Below are 18,614 nucleotides of genomic sequence, written 5' to 3'. Positions count from 1 at the left end.
ACCGTCACGTACGTACCTACAGACGCTTCACACCGCCACGAACGCCGCCGTCAGCAGCGCCACACCGGCCCCGGCCATCACCCACCCCGCCCGGGCCCGCCGCAGACCGCCCGCCACCACCACCGACGCCAGCAGCAGCGCACCGCCCAACGGCACCCACGCGTACAGCACCCCCGCCGGACCCGAACGCACCACGTCGTCACTGCCGGGCTTCATCACCACGGAGTACGTCCGCCCCTTCGCCACGGCGACCGAATCCTCGATGACGACCCGCTCCCGCGCCTGCGACCCCGCCGACACCGGCGCGTACGGCCCACTGCACGTCCCCCCGCCGCACCGCGTCACCTCGACCGTGCCCTGCTCCCGCCCCTTGGTCAGCAGCACGTGCTGAGCCGTACCCCAGGACGCCCACACACCCGCGATCAGGATCAACGCCGTGACCGTGCCCATCGCGGCGAACCGGCCGAACCGCAGCACGGCGCGTGAGGCCTGACGGGGACGGGCAGCGGTGGCGGCTGAGGCAGGCATGGCCGGGATCATTGGCCATATCTGTGCGCTCGGTCAACTCGCCCGCGAACCATTGACGGACAAGTCCGGAGTTGTACGCGGGCCCGAGGTGCACGTCAGGACCCGAGGTGCCCGTCAGGAGTTGTACGCGCTCTGCGCCCGCTCCAGCCCCTCGATCACCAGAGCCTCGACCGCGTCCGTCGCCCGGTCCACGAAGTAGTCCAGCTCCTTGCGCTCCGTCGACGAGAAGTCCCGCAGCACGAAGTCCGCCACCTGCATCCGCCCCGGCGGCCGCCCGATCCCGAACCGCACCCGGTGGTACTCCGGACCCAGCGCCTTGGTGATCGACTTCAGCCCGTTGTGGCCGTTGTCGCCGCCGCCCAGCTTCAGCCGCAGTACGCCGTAGTCGATGTCCAACTCGTCGTGGATCGCCACGATGTTGCCGACCGGCACCTTGTAGAAGTCCCGCAGCGCCGTCACCGGCCCGCCCGACACGTTCATGAACGACATCGGCTTCGCCAGGATCACCCGCCGGCCCGCCGGCCCCGGCGGCCCGATCCGCCCCTCGACCACCTGCGCCTGCGCCTTGCCGTGCCGCTTGAACCGTGCCCCGATCCGCTCCGCCAGCAGATCCGCCACCATGAAACCGACGTTGTGCCGGTTCGAGGCGTACTCGGGGCCCGGATTGCCGAGACCGGCCACCAGCCAGGGCGCACCCGCGTCCGTCGTCACGTCGGTGTCTCCTTCGTATCCTTCGTGTCCTGCATACCCGTCCACACATGCGCGTCGGCCGCTGCCCCGCACGGGAACAGCGGCCGACGAAAGAAGACCGTAGCGAGGATCAGGCCTCGGCGGCCTCTTCGCCCTCACCCTCGGCGGGGGCTTCCTCGGCCTGCGCCGACAGCACCTGCACGACGACGGCGTCGCCGTCGACGTCGAGCTTCACACCGGACGGCAGCTTGACGTCCTTGGCGTGGATGGAGGCACCGGCCTCCAGGCCCTCGACGGAGACGGTGACCGACTCGGGGATGTGCGTGGCCTCGGCCTCGACCGGCAGCGCGTCCAGGACGTACTCCAGCAGGAAGCCACCGGGGGCCAGCTCGCCCTCGGCCTGCACCGGGATCTCGACCGACACGGTCTCGCCGCGCTTCACCAGCTGCAGGTCGACGTGCTCCAGGAAGCCCTTGATCGGGTCACGCTGAACCGACTTCGGGATCGCCAGCTCGTTGGTCTTGCCGTCGATGTCCAGCGCGATCAGCACGTTCGACGTACGCAGCGCCATCAGCAGCTCGTGGCCCGGAAGGGTCAGGTGCAGCGGGTCCGAACCGTGACCGTACAGAACACCCGGAACCTTGCTGTCACGACGGATACGACGCGCGGCACCCTTGCCGAACTCGGAACGCGTCTCGGCGGTGAGCTTGACCTCAGACATGATCACTCCTCGTAGAAAGTAGAACGGACGTGGTCACCCGGCCACGAACGGCCTGCTACGAAGAGCGCGTCGATTACGGACCGCCGTACCCACGTCTTCGAAAAGACGAGTACGGCCTCCCTCGCCGAGCAACTTCAGCAGTCTACTCGGAGAGGAAGGCCGTACCCAAAACGATCAGGAGCGATGCCCTGCAGAACGGTTACTGCTCGACGCTCACTGCTCGTCGAACAGGCTCGTCACCGAACCGTCCTCGAACACCTCACGCACCGCACGCGCGATCGTCGGCGCGATCGACAGCACCGTGATCTTGTCCAGCTCCAGCTCGTTCGGCGTCGGCAGCGTGTCCGTGAACACGAACTCGCTCACCTTCGAGTTCTTCAGCCGGTCCGCCGCCGGACCCGACAGCACACCGTGCGTCGCCGTCACGATGACGTCCTCCGCACCGTGCGCGAACAGCGCGTCCGCCGCCGCGCAGATCGTGCCACCGGTGTCGATCATGTCGTCGACCAGGACACAGATCCGGCCCTTCACGTCACCGACGACCTCGTGCACCGTGACCTGGTTCGCCACGTCCTTGTCGCGACGCTTGTGCACGATCGCCAGCGGCGCGCCCAGCCGGTCGCACCAACGGTCCGCCACCCGCACCCGGCCCGCGTCCGGGGAGACCACCGTCAGCTTCGAGCGGTCCACCTTCGCACCCACGTAGTCCGCGAGCAGCGGCAGCGCGAACAGGTGGTCCACCGGGCCGTCGAAGAAGCCCTGGATCTGGTCCGTGTGCAGATCCACGGCCAGGATCCGGTCCGCACCCGCCGTCTTCATCAGGTCCGCGATCAGACGCGCCGAAATCGGTTCACGTCCCCGGTGCTTCTTGTCCTGTCGCGCGTAACCGTAGAACGGCACGATGACGGTGATGGAGCGGGCCGACGCGCGCTTCAGCGCGTCGATCATGATCAGCTGCTCCATGACCCACTTGTTGATCGGGGCCGTGTGGCTCTGGATCAGGAAACAGTCCGCACCACGCGCCGACTCCTGATAACGCACATAGATCTCGCCGTTGGCGAAGTCGAAGGCCTTCGTCGGGACGACCCCGATACCCAGCTGGTGGGCGATCTCCTCGGCAAGCTCGGGGTGGGCGCGGCCGGAGAAGAACATCAGCTTCTTCTCGCCGGTCGTCTTGATCCCGGTCACAGCACTGTCTCCTCAGAGGTTTCGCAGCTGAGCGTCACGGGCGCTCTCCCGACTGGTCGCGGGGGCGTCTCAGCTGGTGGGGTGCGGATGTGCACTTATCACGGTACGCCGTGTCCGGCGCGCCGGTTTCCGGTCAGCCTTCGCCGCCGGCCTCCCGGGACACCGCCTCGGCCGCCTTCGCCGCCGCGCTCCCCGGACGCTTACGAGCCACCCAACCCTCGATATTCCGCTGCTGGCCACGGGCCACGGCCAGCGAACCGGGCGGCACATCCTTCGTGATCACCGAGCCGGCGGCGGTGTAGGCACCGTCCCCGACCGTGACAGGAGCCACAAACATGTTGTCCGAACCCGTCTTGCAGTGCGAGCCGACGGTCGTGTGGTGCTTGCTCTCCCCGTCGTAGTTCACGAACACGCTCGCCGCGCCGATGTTCGTGTACTCGCCGATCGTCGCGTCACCCACGTAGGAGAGGTGCGGGACCTTGGTGCCCTCGCCGATCGAGGAGTTCTTCGCCTCGACGTACGTACCGATCTTGGCCTTCGACCCGAGCCGGGTGCCGGGCCGCAGGTACGCGTACGGACCCACCGTCGCCTCCGGACCGACCACGGCGCCGAGGGAGACCGTGTTGTCCACCCGCGCGCCCGCACCGACGCGGGTGTCCGCGAGGCGGGAGTTCGGCCCGACCTCGCAGCCCTCCGCGAGGTGCGTCGAGCCCTCCAGCTGCGTACCCGGGTGAACGACGACGTCCTGCTCGAAGGTCACCGTCACGTCGACCCACGTCGTCGCCGGGTCGACGACGGTCACGCCGGCCAGCATGGCCCGCGTCAGCAGCCGGTCGTTCAGGGCCCGGCGGGCTTCGGCGAGCTGCACGCGGTTGTTGATCCCCGCGATCTCCCGGTGGTCACCGGCCACGGAAGCGCCGACCCGGTGACCGGCCTCGCGCAGGATGCCGAGGACGTCGGTGAGGTACTCCTCGCCCTGGCTGTTGTCCGTCCGCACCTTGCCGAGCGCGTCGGCGAGCAGCTGACCGTCGAAGGCGAAGACACCCGAGTTGATCTCACGGATCGCCCGCTGCGACTCGGAGGCGTCCTTGTGCTCCACGATCCCCGTGACGGCACCGGAGGCCCCGTCCCGCACGATCCGGCCGTACCCCGTCGCGTCCGGCACCTCGGCCGTCAGCACGGTCACGGCGTTCCCATCGGCGGTGTGGGTGGCGGCGAGGGCCCGCAGCGTCTCGCCGGTGAGGAGAGGAGTGTCGCCGCAGACCACCACCACCGTCCCGTCGACGGCACCGCCCAGCGCCTCCAGGCCCATCCGCACCGCGTGCCCGGTGCCGTTCTGCTGCTCCTGCACGGCGGTGCGTACGTCGGGGGCGACCTCGGCGAGGTGCGCGGTGACCTTCTCGCGGGCGTGCCCGACGACGGCGACCAGGTTCTCGGGGTCCAGCTCACCGGCGGCGGCGAGCACGTGTCCGACGAGGGACCGGCCGCACAGCTCGTGCAGGACCTTGGGTGTGGCCGACTTCATACGGGTGCCCTCACCCGCTGCGAGAACGACGACGGCTGCCGGGCGAATGGCGCTCACGGGATGCCCTTCGGCTTTGAGGGGGTGGGGGTGGACGTCCGCAGGATACCGGGGTGGTTTTTGGGGGGCATGAGTGCGGGCCCTGGCAGACGTGCCAGGGCCCGGAAGAGGCAGCTCCCCCATCAGGATTTGAACCTGAACTTAAGGGACCAAAACCCTCAGTGCTGCCTGATTACACCATGGGGGATGGAACTCGACCGATCCGGACATTCCGTCAGGTCGCCGAGTCGGCACCCAACACTATGCCGTACCGGGTGCCTTCCGTGCGACGGTACAACTCGCCGCCGAATCCCCGCTCCCGAGGGTGATGGGTGGGCCGTTCAGGTATTCGAGGGATATCGCGTCCTATCGCTTGTCGAAAGTCACCGGAAATGTGCCGCCCCCCGCCCGTAGGCTGGAGGGCATGACCACGACGGGGGAAGACCACGTACCGGCCCGGGGTGGGCCTTGGTGGTGGGACAGGCGGCGCGGTGCGGTGCTCGATGTGAGCCTCGGTGCCGTGTCCGCGTTGGAGTGCGCGGTGGAGGGGGTTCCGTTCGCGCGGGACGCCGGGATTCCGTTGGCGGCGGGGGTCGTCTTCGGGTTGCTGGCCGGTTCGGTGCTGGTGGTGCGGCGGAAGTGGCCGCTCGCTGTCGTGCTGGTGGGGATCGCCATCACGCCGGCCGAGATGGGCTTCCTGCTGGGGGTCGTCGGCCTGTACACGCTGGCGGCGTCGGAGTTGCCGCGGCGGATCATCGGGTCGCTGGCCGGGATGTCGTTCCTTGGGACGTTGATCGTGACGTTCGTGCGGTTGCGGCAGGACATGGCGCGGGACGGCATCGATTTCGGGGACTGGTTCCTTCCGTTCGCGTCGATCGGGACGTCCCTGGGGATGACCGCGCCGCCGCTGCTGCTGGGCATGTACGTGGGGGCGCGGCGGCGGTTGATGGAGAGCCTGCGGGAGCGGGCGGACAGTCTGGAGCGGGAGTTGCAGTTGCTCGCCGAGCGCGCGGAGGAGCGCGCGCAGTGGGCGCGTAACGAGGAGCGGACGCGGATCGCGCGGGAGATGCACGACGTGGTCGCGCACCGGGTGAGTCTGATGGTGGTGCACGCGGCGGCGCTTCAGGCCGTGGCGCGCAAGGACCCCGAGAAGGCGGTGAAGAACGCCGCGCTGGTGGGGGACATGGGGCGGCAGGCGCTGACGGAGCTGCGGGAGATGCTCGGGGTGTTGCGCAGCGGCGGGGACGGCGGGCGGGCCGAGCGGGCGTCGGTGCCGTTGGCCGCGGTGGGGGTGGCCGCGGCGGCGGCTGCCTCGCGGGCCGCGGACGGCGGTGAGGGGTCCGTCGACGGACCGACTCTGTCCGAGCTGGACGAGTTGATCGGGCAGTCGGAGGCGGCCGGGATGGTCGTGGACCTGTCCGTGGAGGGGGAGGGGCGGTCGTATGCGGCGGAGGTGGAGTCGACGGCGTTCCGGGTGGTGCAGGAGGCGTTGACGAACGTCCACAAGCACGCGGCGGGTGCGAAGACGTACGTACGGCTGGCGCATCGGGTGTCGGAGATCGCGATGCAGGTGGAGAACGAGCCGCCGCCGGACGAGTCGTCGTCGGCGCGGTTGCCGTCGGGGGGCAACGGGCTGGTCGGGATGAAGGAGCGGGTGACCGCTCTGGGCGGCGTGTTCGTGTCGGGACCGACCGACGCGGGGGGTTTCCGGGTGTCGGCGGTGATTCCGGCGTCGTAGCGGCGGGGCCGGCCGCGTCGCCTGTCGGCCCGTGGTGGTCTGTCGGCCGTGGTGATCAGTCGGCCTGTGTGGTCTGTCGGCCTGTGTGGTCTGTCAGCCCGTGGTGAGGCGGGTCGGCTGGGTGCCGGCGACGAGGGTGGCGAGGGCCTGGTCGATGTCGGGGCCGAGGTACCAGTCGCCGGTGTGGTCGAGGGCGTAGACGCGGCCGTCGGTGTCGACGGCGATGAGGGCCTGGCTGTCGGTCTCGGTGCCGAGGGGGCATGTCTGGGTGTCGAGGGCGCGGCCGAGGTCGCCGAGGGTGCGGGCCATGTGGAGGCCGTGCAGGGGGTCCAGGTGCAGGGTGGCGGGGGCGATCTGGCGGCCGGGGCCGGTGGGGGCGATGTGCAGGCCGCCGAATTCTGCCCAGGCCTCGACCGCGGCGGGGAAGACGGTGTGCCGGTGTCCCGCGGGTGAGGTGTGCTCGCGCAGGGCGTCGGCCCAGATCTCGGCCTGCTTGATGTCCCAGCGTCCGGGTTGCCAGCCGGCGTCGCGCAGGGCGGCGTCGACGGGGACGGGGAAGCGGGTGGTGGAGGTGCGGTCGGCTTGCATCTGCCCTTGGTTCGTTTAGGTCTAGGTCTAGGTCTAGGTCTAGGTCTAGGTCTAGGTCTGCGTCTGGGTCGTCCGGTGCCGCGCGGGTCGGTCGTCGGCGTCGGTCGCCGGTGGGTCAGTCGTCCCTACGTTGTTGGTCGGGCTGAGCGAGCCATTCGTAGGGTTGGCTCACCCAGGGGTGCCGGGTGTGGCTTTCAGTCGTGTGCCGCGCGTATGGCTTCGGACGATTCGCCGCCCGGCGCCCCACGACGACTCGGCTGCTCATTAGGAATTGCGGCACTGATCGCTCAGTAGGGACTCGACAGCGAGGTCGTCCGTGGTGCCCGTGTACAAGCGACCTGCGGAGAAGCACGTGACAGCGATCTGGGCCGGTCTCGACGCCGGTAAGACCCATCACCACTGCGTGGTGATCGACGAATCCGGCAAGCGGCTGTTGTCGCGGCGCGTGGCGAACGAGGAGACCGAGCTGCTGAAGCTCCTGACCGATGTCCTCGGCCTCGGCGACGAAGCAACTTGGGGCATCGACCTGGCGGACGGCGGGGCTGCCTTGGTGATCGCTGTCCTGCTCAACCACGGCCAGCCGCTGCTCTACATACCCGGCCGGACCGTCAACCGCGCCTCGGAGGGCTACCGGGGCGACGGGAAGACCGACGCCAAGGATGCGGCCATCATCGCCGACCAGGCTCGCATCCGCCGCGACCTGGCACCGCTGCGGCCCACCGACGAGCTGGTGGCCGAGCTGAAGGTCCTCACGCGCCGCCGCCGCGACCTCAGCGATGACCGCACTCGCACCATCAACCGGCTCCGCGGCCACCTCACTGAGATCTTCCCCGGTCTGGAGCGCGAGCTCGACCTGACCAATGTTGGCCCGCTGGTGCTGCTGAGCGGCTACCAGACCCCAGCCGCCATCCGCCGTGCCGGCACCCGACGGCTGACGACCTGGCTGCGCAACCGCAAGGTCGTACGCCCCGAGCTGCTCGCCGCCAAGGCCGTCCAGGCCGCCGAGGGCCAGCACACCGCTCTGCCCGGCGAGCAGATGACCGCCCAGGTCGTCCACTCCATCGCGAAGGAGGTGACGGCCCTCAACGAGAAGATCGCCGAGACGGACAAGCTCATCGAGGGCCGGTTTCGCCAGCACCGCCATGCCGAAGTGATCGCCAGCATGCCGGGCATCGGCCCGCTGTTGGGAGCCGAGTTCCTCGCCGCCACCGGCGGTGACCTGAGCACCTTCGACAGCGCCGACCGGCTCGCCGGATTCGCCCCCGCCGCACGCGACTCGGGAAAGGTCAGCGGCAACTTGCACCGGCCCACCCGCTACAACCGCCGCGTCCAACGCGTCTTCTATACCTCCGCGTTGATCAGCATCCGCTGCTGCGACGAGTCCCGTCGCTTCTACGACCGCAAACGCGCTGAAGGCAAACGACACAGCCAAGCTGTCATGGCCCTCGCACGCCGACGTGTCAACGTCTTGTGGGCTCTCCTGCGTGACGGACGGTGCTACCAACCCACACCGCCCGTCACCCACGCGGCTTGACATCCTCATTAGGAATCGTTCGCGGTGGGGTCGACGACGCGGACGCCGAAGTGGGCGCTGAGGGCTGTGCAGGCGCGGCACGGTGCGGCGAAGCTGCCGTGCAGGGGGTCGCCGTCCTCGCGGATGCGGCGGGTGGTGAGTTTGGCGTGCTTGAGCGCCTTGCGGGCCTCGCCGTTGGTCATGGGTTTTCGTGCGGCGCGTTTGCTGCGGGTGGCGTCCGCGGCGGCCAGGTGCCGTGAGATGAGGATGGTCTCGGCGCAGCGGCCGGTGTAACGGTCGCGTTGGCCACTGGTGAGGGTGTCGAGGAAGTCCTGTACGAGGTGGTGCAGGGCGGGCGGCGTGTCGGCGCGGGTGGCGGTGCCCGTGAGGGTGGTGCCGCGCACGGAGAGTGCGGCGGCGACGGTGGGGAGTATGCCGTCGCGGCGGTGCTGGAGGGTGGGGGCGTGGAGGGCTTCGGTGGCGCTCCAGCCGATGCGGGGATCGCCGCCCCGGGGGTCGTCGGACCGCCCGGTGTGCGGTCCCGTCTGTGTCGCACTCATGATCATCTTCCCCTCCTGAGCATCCCCCCGAAGGTCACAGACTGCCAAATCCCGTGGCTGCTGCGGAAGCTGGGGCGTGGCGACACGCCCGGGTACGGGCGTTCCGTCACGGAGGGGTGACGGCAGGTCACGGAAGCGGAGGGGCGGGTGTCGGGTACGGGGTCCGGCGCCGGTGACCGGTCTCGTCGTACCGCATAGGCTGTCGGCACCGCGATCGCGTGCGGTGACCGGACAGTACAGACAGATCAGACAGACACAGATCAGACAGACGCCGCAGGGGGCAACCGCCATGACGACAGGTCGGCTCGGGCTGGGGGCACCTCCCGGCCGCCAGGACGGGGGACACGCCGCGCCGCCGAACGCGGCCTATGCCGGGCAGGTCGTACATTTCCCGGATCCGGTGCGGGCGGCACGTCACCCGAGAGGGGTACGGGTGGACGAGGGCGGTTACCCCGTCTTCTCGCCGTACGCCCGCGCGGTGGCGGAGATCGCGGACCCGCCGGAGGGTTTCGGGGTCGACGAGCTGCGGCTGACGGACTACGTGTCGGCGAACGCCGCGCTGTCGGCGTCGGGGCACGAGCTGTGGGACACGGTGCCGGCGGTGGCGACGCCGCACGGCTGGACGTGGCACCACGTGGCCGGGTCGCGGCGGATGGAGCTGGTCCCGGTCGAGGTGAAGGCGCTGCTGCGCCACCACGGCGGGATCGCGACGGCGGCGGTGGACCAGGGCAAGCGCGGGACGCGGCCCCTGCAGGAGACGCGTCCGGCGCATTTCGGTCTGCCGAAGTCGGGTGTCGCGGTGTCGGAGCAGCAGGTGCAGGAAGTCGAGGAGGAGCTCGGGTACCGGTTGCCGGGCGCCTACCGCTCGTTCCTGAAGGCGGCGGGTGGCTGCGCGCCGGTGGGTACGGCGCTCGACGCCGAGTTGGGGCTGCTGGTCGACCAGCCGTTCTTCACGGTGCGTGAGGAGGCGGCGGTCAATGACCTCGTCTATGTCAACAAGTGTCTGCGGGACCACCTGACCAAGGACTATCTGGGCGTCGCGTTCGTCCAGGGCGGTCTGCTCGCCGTGAAGGTGAAGGGCGAGCGGCTCGGTTCGGTGTGGTTCTGCGCCTACGACGATGTGCGGGACGTGGACCCCTCGGTGCCGCCGGCGGATCGCGTGGCGCGGCTGCTGCTGCCGTGCGGTGAGGACTTCGACGCGTTCCTGTCGCGGCTGGCGGGGTCCCCGCCGGAGCTGGAGACGGTGGCGAACCTGATGGTGGACGGCGGTTTCGCGCGTGCGGTGCCCGCGCCGTCGGCGTCTGTAGGGGAGTGAGCTGACGATGGTGACGTTCGCGCAGGCGCAGGAGCGCGCGGAGGAGTGGGTCAACGGCGAGCTGCCGGCGTACCAGCACCGTGAGGTGCGGGTGCGGGAGTTCGACCTCGGGTTCGTGGTGTGGGCCGAGGACCGTGCGGACGGGCCGCGTTCGGACGGCGGCGCGCAGCGGCTGGTGATCGCCCGGGACAGCGGTGAGGCGACGTTGTGGCCCGCGCTGCCGGTGGGTGAGGTGATCCGCCGGTACGAGGAGGAGTACGGCCGTCCCGACGAGGCCGCGGAGCCGGCGCAGGCGCCCGCGGCGCGGGTGGACCTGAACCAGACGTCGTTCCTGCTGAGTCCACCGGAGTGGTTGCAGGAGGCGGCGGACAAGCTGGGTATCCCGGACCGTCGGCGTGGGGACCACGACAGCGGCGGCGGCACCAGCGGCACCAGCGGGACCGGTGCCGGTGCCGGTGCCGGTAGCGGGGCTGGGGCTCCGGCCGGGGCTGGAGCCGGGGTGCTTCCCGAGACGCAGGCCGGGGTGCCGTCGGGGCCTGCGGCTCCTGCGGCCCCCGCCGCTCCTTCGGCCGCACAGGGGAGCGGTGCGGCGTGGCCGGCCGCCGGGGCGAGTGGTGCCGGTGGCTCCGGGACGGGCGCGGGCGCGTCCGGTGCGCCGGGTGCGCCTGCCGGGGCGACGCCCTGGGCGGGGACGGACACCAACGCGGACGCCGGTGACGACCGTTCCGTACCGCTGCCCGAGACCGTGTTCGCGCCGCCGCTGAGCGGTGTCGACGACGACACGCCGCCGCCCGCGGCGACGCCGGACGCCAAGACGGCGTTGATGTCGGGCGGCAGCGGGCTTCCGCCTACGGCGCTCTCGCCGGCGATCGACGACCCGAACGCGCCGGCCGCGTCCGCGGGGGCGGGCACACCGCCGCCCGCGCCGTCGGCCGCACCGCAGCACCTCGCCGGTCCCGGTGGGCCGGCCGGTCCCGGTGGGCCCGCCACGCCGGCCCGGCCGCTCGCGCCGAACGCCGGGGAGATCGCCGACGCCGCGACCAGCAAGGCGGCGCCGCCGCGCCGTGGCGGTGGTTCGACCACGCCGCCTCCGCCGGGTGCCCCGGGTGCGCCGGGCGCGCGGCCGGGGAGTACGCCTCCGCCCCACACACCGGGTGCGCCGGGTGCGCCGGCGGGCGGTTACGTGCCGACGCAGATGGTGTCGTCGCTCGGTCCCGAGGGTCCGGGTGGTCCGGGTGGTCCGGGTGGTCCGGGTGGTCCGGGTGGTCCGGGTGGCCCGGGTGGTCCGGGTGGTCCCGGTACGCCGCCTCCGCCGAACGCGCCGCAGCCTCCGGCCGGTCAGGGCGCCCCCGGCGCGCCGGGTACGCCGCCTCCGCCGAGCGCCCCCGGTGGGACACCCCCGGGCGGGATGCACCATGCCGCCACGATGCTGGCCGACCCGGGCCGGACGGGCGGCGGTGCGCCACAGCCGCCCGGTCCGCCCGGTCCTCCTGGTGCTCCCACGCCTCCCGGTGCTCCCGGCGTCCCGGGCGCGCCCGGCGGTCCCGGTACGCCGCCGCCCCCTGCCGCTCCTGGTGCGCCCGGTGTTCCGGGTGGGCACGGCCCGCAGGGTTCCTCGGGTGGCGCGGGTGGTGCCGTGCACCACGCGCAGACCGTGCTGGCCGCGCCCCCGGTGAGTGGCCCCGGCGCGCCTCCGCCGCCTCCGGGTGCTCCGGGCGTGCCCGGTGCGGCCGGTGGACCTGGCGTCCCCGGCGGACCCGGCGTCCCCGGTGGCCCGGGTGCCGCGCAGCCCATGCCGCCCGGTGCGCCCGGTGCGCCCGGTGCCATGCCGCCACCCGGCGGGCCCGTCCCCGGTCAGCCGCCGGCGTACGGCTATCCGCAGCAGCCCGCCGGTCTGCCGACCGTCGGTCCCGGCTACCAGGCCGTGCTGCGTTATCGCGCGCAGGACGGTTCCGAGCAGCAGCTGATCCGGCGTTCGGCGCCGGGTACGCCGCACCCGGAGTGGCAGATCTTCCACGAGTTGCGTGCCATGAACGTGCCGCCGGACCAGGTGCTGGAGCTGCACACGGAGCTGGAGTCGTGCGTGCTGCCGGGCGCGTACTGCGCGCGGATGATCCGGGAGCAGTGGCCGCAGGCGCGGATCACCTCCATCGCGCCGTACGGCACGGACCACGCGAGCCGGCAGCAGGGCATGCAGCAACTGCTGGAGCACCAGGGCGAGCTGCACCAGGTGGCGGACGGGCCGGCCCGTCCGGCGCCGGTGCGCGCGCCGCTGCCGCACGTGCAGCCGGTGCCGCCGGTTCCGCCGGAGGCAATCGGGCAGGAGCTGGGCGGCGCGTTCGGGCCGGGTGTCTTCCGGTTCGAGCAGGCCGCGGTGTCCCGGCAGGGTGTGCCGCCGGTCGTGGCGCACACGCTGGTGGCGGCGGGTCTGCCGATGGACATGGGCCCGTTCTTCTGGGCGCAGGCCCAGCCGGGGCGCCCGGTGCCGACGCTGGCGGAGCTGGCGGCCGAGCGCGGGGTGCAGCCGGCCTCGGACGCCGGTTCGTACCTCGTCGTCGGCAGTGACTTCGGCCGGGCGATCTGCGTGCAGTACGGTACGGCGGCCATCGTGGCGGTGCCGGTGGAGGCGGGGCCGGGCGGTGCGCCCGTGCCGCCGCAGTTCGTGAACTCGGGGCTGCCGGAGTTCGCGCGCTGCCTGGCGCTGCTGGGCCGGATGTGGCGGCTCAGGTTCGGTCTGAACCAGGAGCAGGCGGGCCGCTGGACGGTGGACTTCCAGGCGCAGCTGGCCGCGCTGGACCCGGCGGCGCTCGGCTCCCCGGAGAGCTGGTGGTCGGTGCTGCTGGAGCAGATGTGGGACGGGTTGCTGTGAGGCGCCCGCGCCGCTGACGTACGTATCCCTGACGTACCCCTGACGTACCCCTGACGTACCCGACGGGCGGGGCCCGGTCGACCTGTGAGGCGACCGGGCCCCGCCCGTTCGCGTGCGGTGTGTCGCATTATGAGGGCTTACGAACGATCCATAAAGTCGGTTAAGTCCATTTAGTGCGGCAAGTTCACCACAGGGGTGATGAGCATGAGCAGCGCATCGGCGCCTCCCCACGGCTTCGTGACCGTACGCGGGCGCGAGCGCGGCTACCGTCCCGAACAGGTGGAGGCGTGTGCCGAGGCTCTTTCCCAGGAGCGCGACGCGGCCTGGGAACGGGCCGCCCGGCTCACCGTGCTCGCCCGGGAGATGGAGGAGGAGCTGGAGGACCTGCGGGAGGTGGTCGCACAGCTCACCTCGCAGGACTACGAGGCGCTCGGTGAGAGCGCGCGCCGCCTGTTCCAGCTCGGTCAGGAGGAGGCCGAGGCCGTACGGCAGGGGGCGCGCGGTGCGGCGGAGGGGCTGATGGCGGACGCGCGGGCGCACGCGTCCGGCGTGCGTGAGGCGGCGCAGGCGCACGCCGACGCCGTACGCGCCGAGGCTGACGAACGGGCCCGGCATCGACTGTTGGCGGCGCGCGCGGAGGCCGACGAGACGCGGATCGAGGCCCGGCACGAGGTGAAGGCCGGGCGCGGAGAGGCGCTGTCCGCGCTGCGCGAGATGCGGAAGCGAACCACCGGGATGCTCGCCGAGCAGGCCAGGGAGCTCGCCGAACGGCACGCCGCGGAGGAGCGGGCGGAGGACGAGCGGGCGGGCGCCCTGGACGCGCACCACGCGGAGTTGGTGGCCCGCGCCGAGCGTCAGGCGGATGAGGCGGGGGAGGCTCTGGCCGACGCCGAAGAAGCGGCCGGGCGGCTACAGGAGGAGGCCCGGGACCGGGCGGCCGAGGTGGTCGCCGAGGCCCGGGCGCGCCAGGAGCGGATCGCCCGCGACACCGAGCGGGTGCTGCGCGAGCACGGGGAGCGGTGGGACGAACTCCAGGCCCACATGGCCTCCGTACGCAGCAACCTCAGTTCGCTGACGGGGCGGGCCGTGGAGTGACACCGGGGCACCGGCCCGCGCCTCGTGCCTCCGTCCCGCGTCTCCGTCCCGCGCCCCCGCTCCCCGCCCCGCGGTTCCGGTCGCCGTCAGCCGCCCCTGCGCACCGCCCCCGCCAGGATCGAGCCCTCCACGGCCTCGTAGTGGCGGCGTTGCTCCTCCGCCTGGTGCCGGCCGGAGAGCATGGTGCCCAGCCAGCCGCAGGCGAAGCCCAGGGGAATGGAGACCAGGCCCGTCGTGGTGAACGGGAACCAGTTGAAGTCGGCGTCGGGGAACGCGGAGACGGGCGAGCCGGAGACCAGGTTGGTGCCCGGCATCAGCAGCAGTACGGCCAGCGAGCCGCCGATGAGGGTGCTGAGCAGCCCGGCGCGGGTGTAGCGGCGCCAGAAGAGGCCGTAGACCAGGGCGGGTGCGATGGCTGACGCGCCCAGGCAGAAGGACAGGGTGACCAGGGGTTGGAGGCTGCGGTGCTGGACGAGGGTCGCGAGGAGGATCGCGGGGATGCCGACGGCCAGGGCGCAGACGCGGGCGAGGGTCATCTCGCGGCGCGGTGACATCTCCTGCACGCGGGTGGCGAACACGTCGTGGGCGAGGGAGTTGGCGCAGGCGAGGATCATGCCGCCGACGGAGGCGAGCAGGGTGAGGAAGACGGCTGTGGTGACGGTCGTGAACAGGAAGGTCTCCGCGGTGGACACCTCCGCGCCGAACGCGGCCTGGGAGCCGACCAGGAAGGCGGTGTTGCCCTGCGGGTCGATCCCCGCGATCACCGCCCGCCCCACCAGTGCCGTGGCGCCGAAGCCGACGACCGTGATGACCAGTACGAACAGCGCCACGCTGGAGACCGCCCAGGACATCGAGCGGCGCACCTGACGGGCGGAGGACGCGGTGTACATGCGCATGGTGACGTGGGGGAGGCAGGCGCCGCCGAGGACGACCGTCAGCTGCGAGGTGATCATGTCCGCCTCGGAGTGGGGCCCGCCCGCGAACTGGAGTCCCGAGTTCAGGAAGGCCGAACCCACGCCGCTGCGGTCGGCGGCCGAGTCGAACAGCGCGCCCGGGTCCCAGTCGAAGCGGTGCAGGATCAGTACGGCGACCACGGCGCCCGAGCCGAGCAGCATCACGATCTTGAGGATCTGGATGAGGGCGGTGCCCTTCATGCCGCCGATCGCCGCGTAGCTGATCATCAGCACGCCCAGGCCGATGATGCAGCCGGTCTCCAGCGACTCGCCGGAGAAGCCGAGGACGAAGGCGAGCAGCTGCCCGGTGCCCGCGAGCTGCACCAGCATCAGCGGCAGCAGCGCGGCGATGGTCACCACGCAGGTGACGACGCGGACACTGCGTCCGGGCATCCGGCGGGCGAGTGCGTCGCCCATGGTGAACCGGCCCGCGTTGCGCAGGGGTTCGGCCAGCAGGAACATCAGCAGCATCAGCGACAGGGCGGTGCTGAGCGCCAGCACGATGCCGTCGTAGCCGAAGAGCGCGATGACACCGCACGTGCCGAGCACGGTCGCCGCCGATATGTAGTCGCCGGCGATCGCGAGGCCGTTGCGCATGGGGGACAGGGAGCTGTACCCGGTGTAGAACTCGTCGAGGTCGTCCCGGTCGGGGCCGGTCATCACACACAGCAGCAGCGTGACGGTGGCGACGGCGGTGAAGCCGACCAGGGACATGGTCTGGGCGTTGCCGCTGAACTCGGTCATCGCGAACTCGGTCATGGGGGACTCGCTCATCGCGAACTCGGTCATCGGGGACTCCGTCACCGTCCCGCCTCCCGCCGGGCGTCCAGTTCGGCCTCCTTGCGGATGCGGTCCGCGAGCGGGTCGACGTGGCGGCGCGCGGTGTGCTCGTACAGCGCGATCGCCAGCCAGGTGACGGGGAGTTGGAGCAGGGCGAGCGCCAGTCCGGTGGGCAGGCCGTCGGCGAGGGTGCCGGTCATGAACCCGGGGGCGTACGCGGACAGGATCAGGAACAGGGTGAAGTAGCCGAGCGCGGTGAGCGTGGCGGTGCGCCGCTGCCAGCGATAGGCGCTGCGCAGGACCCGCAGGTCGCTGTGGTGCCCGAGCGCGTCCCGGCGCGGTGCCCGGTGGGTGGTGGGCCCGGGGGCGGCCGGGTCGCTCCGGGGGTGGGGAGGCTGTGCCGGGGGCAGGTCGGCGTAGTGGGGAGGCTGCGCCGGTTGCCAGGGGTGGGCGTCGTAGGGGGACGGTGCGGGGTGGTGCGGCGGGCGCGGGTAGGGGGGAGGCGGGGGCCGGTGCGGGTACGACGGGGACGGGTCGTAGGACATCCCGGTGCTCCTTGCGCGGCTCGGGTCCGGTGTGGCGGACCGCAGGGAGGTGGGGGGCGGCGGGCCACGCACGCTACTCGCCGGTTCGGCCATGCGCTGCGTTTTGGCCAAACTGATCGGTCGGTATGCACGCGCGGCTCCTACGGTGGGTGTTACCCGCGTTAACCAGGCGTTTCGGGGGCGCGCCCGCCCGCGTGTTCAGTCCGGGAGGACCGGAAACCGGCGCGGCGCCACCACCAGCAGCACCAGGAACGCCAGCGCCGCCGCACCCGCCGCGCCCAGGTAGACGGCGTGCACGGCGTCGGCGATCGCCCGCCGCACGGACTCGTCCGCGGTGCCCGAATCCAGCGCCCCGGTCACGGAGTCGAGGCCGCCGGCGCCGAGGTCGCCCGTCCCGCCGAGACGCGCGGCCAGCACCCCGTTGGCGATCGCGCCGAAGACCGCCGCGCCGATCGTCTGCCCGGTCTGGCGGCAGAAGAGGACGGACGCGGTCGCCGTGCCCCGCTCCGACCAGCCGACCGTGGACTGGACGCCGACGATGAGCGGGAGCTGGAACAGGCCCAGCGCGGCGCCGAGCAGCAGCATCAGCAGCGTCGGCTGCCAGGCCTCGCCGGGATAGGGCAGGAGCGGGAAGGCGAACAGGATCAGGGACGCGGTGCCGATGCCGAGCATGGCCGTGTTCCGGAAACCGATCCTGCGGTACACGTGCTGGCTCAGGGCCGCGGACACCGGCCAGCTCAGCGTCCACACGGACAGCACGAAACCGGCGGCCACCGGCGCCAGGCCCAGCACCGACTGGGCGTAGGTGGGCAGGAACACGGTCGGCGCCACCATCAGCAGCCCCAGCGCGCCGAGCGCGAGATTCACCGCCGCGATCGTGCGGCGGCGCCACACCCAGCCGGGGATGATCGGCTCCGCCGCCCGGCGCTCGATCACCACCACGGCCACCACCAGGGCGAGGCCCGACCCGAACAGCGCGAGCGAGGGCGCCGACAGCCACGGCCACGCCACCCCGCCCTGCACCAGTGCGGTGAGCAGGGCGCCGCCGCAGGCGAACACGGCCAGCGCGCCCGCCCAGTCCACACGCGCGCGCGTGCCGGACGCCTCCCGTGCGGGCTCGTGCAGGTGACGGACGATCAGCCACAGGGCGAGGGCGCCGACCGGCAGGTTGATGAGGAAGATCCAGCGCCAGCCGGCGTACGCGGCCAGCACCCCGCCCAGGCCGGGGCCGGCGATCGCGGACACCGCCCACACCGTGGACAGCCTGGCCTGGATCCTGGGCCGGTCCTTGAGCGGGTACAGGTCGGCGGCGAGCGTCTGCACGGTGCCCTGGAGTGCGCCGCCGCCCAGGCCCTGAAGGACGCGGAAGGCGATCAGGGCGCCCATGTTCCAGGCGAGCGCGCAGAGCAGGGAGCCGAGGAGGAACAGCGCCGCCCCCGCCACCAGCACCGGTTTGCGGCCGAAGGTGTCGGAGAGCTTGCCGTAGACGGGGAGCGTGACGGTGACGGCCAGCAGATAGCCGGAGAAGAGCCAGGAGAAGAGGGAGAAGCCGCCGAGGTCGCCGACGATCTGCGGGACGGCGGTGGAGACGATCGTGGCGTCGAGGGCCGACAGCGCCATCGCGAGCATCAGGGCGGCCACGACGGCGCCGCGCCGGTCCGGGCCCGCGCCCGCTCCGGCCTCGTGCACCGCGGGTCGGGTGCTGTCCACGCCGTCCACCCGGCGCCTCCGTCCTTGCGTTCCCCCTGCATCCATCTGCCGTGGCCAGCTTCGCACTTGACCCTGACGCCGCGGGAGGGTGGAGCCTCGACGCGTCCCGGGGCCCTGGGGTGGAGGACAACCCCGAGATCTCCTCCGCCGAAGGGTGGACAGCCCCTAGGGGCAATGCCGTTCGGTTAGTCGTCTGGCGGGCTTGGCGATGCGTTGATCTCGATGTGGACGGCGGTTCTGTGGGTTCGATGGTCGGTGTT

15 protein-coding genes are annotated in these 18,614 nt (G+C 71.9%); 5 read left to right on the top strand and 10 right to left on the bottom strand.

Annotated elements, in window-relative coordinates; genetic code table 11:
• Positions 1–27: 27 nt before the first annotated feature.
• The 5 genes from ACFCZF_RS08400 to glmU form a co-directional block, all read right to left on the bottom strand.
• On the bottom strand, positions 28–540 hold the full coding sequence (locus tag ACFCZF_RS08400) for a hypothetical protein (RefSeq protein ID WP_376670992.1): 513 nt from the start codon (positions 538–540) through the stop codon (positions 28–30).
• 102 nt (positions 541–642) lie between these two features.
• Positions 643–1,239, bottom strand: coding sequence for an aminoacyl-tRNA hydrolase (gene pth / locus ACFCZF_RS08395; protein ID WP_376670991.1), 597 nt, complete (start codon positions 1,237–1,239; stop codon positions 643–645).
• A 109-nt stretch (positions 1,240–1,348) separates the two neighbouring features.
• Positions 1,349–1,939: a 50S ribosomal protein L25/general stress protein Ctc gene (locus ACFCZF_RS08390; RefSeq protein ID WP_376670990.1), complete on the bottom strand. Its 591-nt coding sequence runs from the start codon at positions 1,937–1,939 to the stop codon at positions 1,349–1,351.
• 213 nt (positions 1,940–2,152) lie between these two features.
• On the bottom strand, positions 2,153–3,127 hold the full coding sequence (locus ACFCZF_RS08385) for a ribose-phosphate diphosphokinase (RefSeq protein WP_125494724.1): 975 nt from the start codon (positions 3,125–3,127) through the stop codon (positions 2,153–2,155).
• Between the two features lie 133 nt (positions 3,128–3,260).
• Positions 3,261–4,709 (bottom strand): bifunctional UDP-N-acetylglucosamine diphosphorylase/glucosamine-1-phosphate N-acetyltransferase GlmU, encoded by a 1,449-nt coding sequence (gene glmU / locus ACFCZF_RS08380; protein WP_376670989.1) that lies wholly within the window; start codon positions 4,707–4,709, stop codon positions 3,261–3,263.
• Positions 4,710–5,112: 403 nt separating this feature from the next.
• On the opposite strand from glmU, the gene ACFCZF_RS08375 reads away from it, so the two are divergent.
• Complete coding sequence (locus tag ACFCZF_RS08375) at positions 5,113–6,426, top strand: sensor histidine kinase (protein WP_376670988.1); 1,314 nt, start codon at positions 5,113–5,115, stop codon at positions 6,424–6,426.
• Between the two features lie 93 nt (positions 6,427–6,519).
• Here ACFCZF_RS08375 and ACFCZF_RS08370 read toward each other — a convergent pair whose 3' ends face one another.
• Positions 6,520–7,014 carry an SUKH-3 domain-containing protein gene (locus tag ACFCZF_RS08370; RefSeq protein WP_376670987.1) on the bottom strand — a complete coding sequence of 165 codons (495 nt, stop codon included), beginning with the start codon at positions 7,012–7,014 and terminating at the stop codon, positions 6,520–6,522.
• A gap of 352 nt (positions 7,015–7,366) precedes the next feature.
• Between ACFCZF_RS08370 and ACFCZF_RS08365 the strand changes: the two genes are divergently transcribed.
• Positions 7,367–8,548, top strand: coding sequence for an IS110 family transposase (locus ACFCZF_RS08365; RefSeq protein ID WP_376670986.1), 1,182 nt, complete (start codon positions 7,367–7,369; stop codon positions 8,546–8,548).
• A gap of 8 nt (positions 8,549–8,556) precedes the next feature.
• Here the strand turns inward: ACFCZF_RS08365 and ACFCZF_RS08360 are convergent, their stop codons facing one another.
• The gene (locus ACFCZF_RS08360) at positions 8,557–9,087 is read right to left on the bottom strand and encodes a YwqJ-related putative deaminase (protein ID WP_376670985.1); all 531 of its coding nucleotides are present in this window, start codon (positions 9,085–9,087) and stop codon (positions 8,557–8,559) included.
• Between the two features lie 289 nt (positions 9,088–9,376).
• Between ACFCZF_RS08360 and ACFCZF_RS08355 the strand changes: the two genes are divergently transcribed.
• The 3 genes from ACFCZF_RS08355 (at position 9,377) to ACFCZF_RS08345 (ending at position 14,366) form a co-directional block, all read left to right on the top strand.
• Complete coding sequence (locus ACFCZF_RS08355) at positions 9,377–10,402, top strand: HNH endonuclease (protein ID WP_375909646.1); 1,026 nt, start codon at positions 9,377–9,379, stop codon at positions 10,400–10,402.
• Positions 10,403–10,409: 7 nt separating this feature from the next.
• Complete coding sequence (locus tag ACFCZF_RS08350) at positions 10,410–13,271, top strand: SUKH-4 family immunity protein (protein WP_376670984.1); 2,862 nt, start codon at positions 10,410–10,412, stop codon at positions 13,269–13,271.
• Between the two features lie 204 nt (positions 13,272–13,475).
• On the top strand, positions 13,476–14,366 hold the full coding sequence (locus tag ACFCZF_RS08345) for a cellulose-binding protein (RefSeq protein ID WP_376670983.1): 891 nt from the start codon (positions 13,476–13,478) through the stop codon (positions 14,364–14,366).
• 86 nt (positions 14,367–14,452) lie between these two features.
• On the opposite strand, the gene ACFCZF_RS08340 is transcribed toward ACFCZF_RS08345, so the two are convergent.
• The 3 genes from ACFCZF_RS08340 to ACFCZF_RS08330 form a co-directional block, all read right to left on the bottom strand.
• Complete coding sequence (locus tag ACFCZF_RS08340; protein ID WP_376671121.1) at positions 14,453–16,063, bottom strand: cation acetate symporter; 1,611 nt, start codon at positions 16,061–16,063, stop codon at positions 14,453–14,455.
• A gap of 56 nt (positions 16,064–16,119) precedes the next feature.
• Complete coding sequence (locus ACFCZF_RS08335; protein WP_376670982.1) at positions 16,120–16,644, bottom strand: DUF485 domain-containing protein; 525 nt, start codon at positions 16,642–16,644, stop codon at positions 16,120–16,122.
• A 198-nt stretch (positions 16,645–16,842) separates the two neighbouring features.
• Positions 16,843–18,354 carry an MFS transporter gene (locus ACFCZF_RS08330; RefSeq protein ID WP_376670981.1) on the bottom strand — a complete coding sequence of 504 codons (1,512 nt, stop codon included), beginning with the start codon at positions 18,352–18,354 and terminating at the stop codon, positions 16,843–16,845.
• Positions 18,355–18,614: the final 260 nt, after the last annotated feature.

Origin of the sequence: Streptomyces sp. NPDC056296 (assembly GCF_042268605.1) — a bacterium.
Lineage (GTDB): Bacteria > Actinomycetota > Actinomycetes > Streptomycetales > Streptomycetaceae > Streptomyces.
Note: the sequence above shows the minus strand (reverse complement) of the source record. Positions and strands in the feature narration are given on the sequence as shown.

What these genes read in the sequence shown, in the direction of transcription:
- ACFCZF_RS08350 (WP_376670984.1), top strand. Translation starts at nt 10,410, where the DNA reads ATGGTGACGTTCGCGCAGGCGCAGGAGCGCGCGGAGGAGTGGGTCAAC.
- ACFCZF_RS08355 (WP_375909646.1), top strand. Translation starts at nt 9,377, where the DNA reads ATGACGACAGGTCGGCTCGGGCTGGGGGCACCTCCCGGCCGCCAGGAC.
- ACFCZF_RS08400 (WP_376670992.1), bottom strand. Translation starts at nt 540, where the DNA reads ATGATCCCGGCCATGCCTGCCTCAGCCGCCACCGCTGCCCGTCCCCGT.
- ACFCZF_RS08375 (WP_376670988.1), top strand. Translation starts at nt 5,113, where the DNA reads ATGACCACGACGGGGGAAGACCACGTACCGGCCCGGGGTGGGCCTTGG.
- ACFCZF_RS08390 (WP_376670990.1), bottom strand. Translation starts at nt 1,939, where the DNA reads ATGTCTGAGGTCAAGCTCACCGCCGAGACGCGTTCCGAGTTCGGCAAG.
- ACFCZF_RS08370 (WP_376670987.1), bottom strand. Translation starts at nt 7,014, where the DNA reads ATGCAAGCCGACCGCACCTCCACCACCCGCTTCCCCGTCCCCGTCGAC.
- ACFCZF_RS08360 (WP_376670985.1), bottom strand. Translation starts at nt 9,087, where the DNA reads ATGAGTGCGACACAGACGGGACCGCACACCGGGCGGTCCGACGACCCC.
- ACFCZF_RS08345 (WP_376670983.1), top strand. Translation starts at nt 13,476, where the DNA reads ATGAGCAGCGCATCGGCGCCTCCCCACGGCTTCGTGACCGTACGCGGG.
- ACFCZF_RS08340 (WP_376671121.1), bottom strand. Translation starts at nt 16,063, where the DNA reads ATGACCGAGTTCAGCGGCAACGCCCAGACCATGTCCCTGGTCGGCTTC.
- ACFCZF_RS08335 (WP_376670982.1), bottom strand. Translation starts at nt 16,644, where the DNA reads ATGTCCTACGACCCGTCCCCGTCGTACCCGCACCGGCCCCCGCCTCCC.